Source organism: Streptomyces niveiscabiei, assembly GCF_001419795.1.
Taxonomy (GTDB): domain Bacteria; phylum Actinomycetota; class Actinomycetes; order Streptomycetales; family Streptomycetaceae; genus Streptomyces; species Streptomyces niveiscabiei.
This window is the reverse complement of record NZ_LIRL01000886.1, coordinates 1-2,396: the sequence shown is the minus strand read 5'-3', so window position 1 is coordinate 2,396 and position 2,396 is coordinate 1. Positions and strand designations below refer to the sequence as shown.

Genomic DNA, 2,396 nt, shown 5'->3' with positions numbered 1-2,396 from the left:
GGCCTGGACGGCGTACCTCCCGTACCCCTTGCCCTGCTCCCCGGCGTCGATGGCGAGCCGCCACAGCCCGGACCGCCGCAGGGACCCCCCGTCCTCGTGCCAGTCGACGTCGAGGAACGCCATCAGGAACCCGACGGCCCGCTCCCCGTCGACGATGAGCCGGGGCCAGGCCACCCCGGGATGCACATACGCCTCCGCCAGCGACTTCACGACCGGCGCGACGGCGAACTCCTGCTCCGGCCGGACGGCGACGCCGATCGCCTTCTCGAAATTGGCCGGCGTGATCTCTTCAAGTCGGGGTACGGGCATGGCGGCACCCTAGGCAGACCCGTCGTACGAACGCGACGAGTTTTCCGCCCGGCGCCGACCCCCTGCCCCAGGTGGCCGACCCCCTACCCCAGGTGTCGGTACCTACCCCGGAAGTACAACAACGGCCCGCCCTCCGCACTCGGCACGGAAGCCGAAAGGACTCGTCCGATCACCAACGTATGGTCCCCGGCGACCACCCGCTCCTCGCTCCGGCACTCCAGATTCGCGAGCGCCCCGCCCACCATCGGCGCGCCGGTGAGCGTACCCCGCAGGTATGGGATGTCCTCGAAGAGGAGCCGGTCACTGAGCCGTCCCTTCATCGCGAAGCGCCCGGCGATGTGCCGCTGGCTCTCGGACAGGACGGAGACCGCCCACAGGGGCTGTTCGTCGAGGAGGTCGTCCATGCGGGACCCGGTACGGAGGCTGATCATGACGAGGGGCGGGTCGAGGGAGACGGACATGAACGCGGTCGCGGTCATGCCGACGTCCTCGGCGGGCGGCGCGGCCGGATCGCCGGCGTCCAGGGACGGCTCCTGCGCGGTGACCAGCACCACACCACCGGCCAGCCGGGCCATCGCGGCCCGGAACTCGTCGTTGCTCACCCCCTCAGCATGCCCGGTGAGGGTGGGTACGGGGGGCGGAGAAATGTTCGGCACGTTCCAGGACGCTAGTGTCCGCCGGCCCCGGACACATCGGCCTCCGGCCCGAGAGCGGTCGTACGACCGGGTCCTACGACCGACCGAAACCCGACGGTCCCGGTGGAACCATCGACGTACAGTAAGCGTTCTCTGAACACTCGGTAACACGTCCCGGTCACTCTGAAAATTGCAGAAACGCCGACCAATTGTTCATGTTTTGCTGTGACTTGAGTCACAAGAGATAAGAATTGTTGACCCTGTGTACCGAGTTGGCGGCGCGCTGTGATTCAGTGGCGGTGAAAAGGTACGCCGATGAACAACCCTTGATTCGCTGCGAAGTCTCGGGGGGAGGGCGAGCATGGAGACCGAGTCGGAACCTTATGTCCGCCTCGCGTCCCTGCGGCAACTGCACCAGGCGATGGCCGACATGAACACGGCCCGCAGCCTGGCGGACACCTTGCAGACGGTCGCGGACGGAGTCGTGAACGCCCTCGGCTACGAGCTGGCGTGCGTCAACCTCGTACGGAACGACGGCCATCTCGTCGTCGCCGCCTTCGCCGGGAACCCGGCCGCGGAGGCGCTCATCACCGGCCGCGTGGGCTCGCGCGAGTCCTGGGACCGCAGGCTCGCCATGGGCGAGAGGTGGGGGGACCTGGTCTTCATCCCGCACACGGAGGGATGGGTACTGGATGACGACGACGTACCCCAGTGGTACACCGACGGCCCCCCGCCCCGCTTCGAGGACGAGTGGCACCCCTCGGACCGCCTGTTCGCCCCCATGTACACCCCACCCTCCCAGGGGGGTACGTGCGGCGAGCTGATCGGAGTCCTCTCGGTGGACCGCCCGCGCAACGGCCGGCTGCCGGGCGCCTGGGGCCGCGAGGCACTCCAGATGTACGCCTTCCAGGCGGCCATAGCGATCAGCAACGCCCGCCTCAGGTCCAACATCCAGCGCGCCCTGGTCCGCCTGGAGCGCGAGCAGCAGGCGCTGCGGTCCAGCGAGGAATCGTTCCGCGCGGCCTTCGAGTACGCCCCCTCCGGCATGGCCATCGCCGAACTGGGCGGCGAACAGCACGGCCGCATCCTCCGGACGAACGACGCCCTGTGCCGCCTCCTGGGCCGCCCCGCCTCCGCGATGCGCCGCTACGCCTTCTCGGACCTCGCCCACCCCGAGGACATCGGCATCCTCCTGCGTACCTCCGCGGAGGGAGGCCGCGCGGAACTGAGACTGCGCCGCCGGGACGACACGTACATATGGGTGTCACTCCGTAACTCCGTGGTAGCAGACGCCGCCGACGGGCCGCGCTTCCTCCTCACCCACATCGAGGACATAGAGGACCGCAAGCGCCGCGAGCTCCAGCTCGCCCACCGCGCCTCCCACGACTCCCTCACCGGCCTCCCGAACGCCGCCGAGCTGCGCACCCGCCTCTCCGCCCGGATCTGCACCCG

At 69.2% G+C, this 2,396-nt stretch carries 3 protein-coding genes; 1 reads left to right on the top strand and 2 read right to left on the bottom strand.

The features are described from left to right. Positions 1-309, bottom strand: a 309-nt coding sequence (locus AOK24_RS36295) for a hypothetical protein (protein ID WP_055724220.1), incomplete at its 3' end; no start/stop codon positions are given. An 83-nt stretch (positions 310-392) separates the two neighbouring features. Next, on the bottom strand, positions 393-884 hold the full coding sequence (locus AOK24_RS36290) for a flavin reductase family protein (protein ID WP_338060968.1): 492 nt from the start codon (positions 882-884) through the stop codon (positions 393-395). Between the two features lie 421 nt (positions 885-1,305). Here AOK24_RS36290 and cdgB point away from each other — a divergent pair. Then, positions 1,306-2,396 (top strand): diguanylate cyclase CdgB (cdgB, locus tag AOK24_RS36285; RefSeq protein WP_055724218.1); only part of this gene is annotated, 1,091 nt, incomplete at its 3' end.

Coding starts and splice junctions, on each gene's coding strand:
- AOK24_RS36290 (WP_338060968.1), bottom strand. CDS start 884: ATGGCCCGGCTGGCCGGTGGTGTGGTGCTGGTCACCGCGCAGGAGCCG.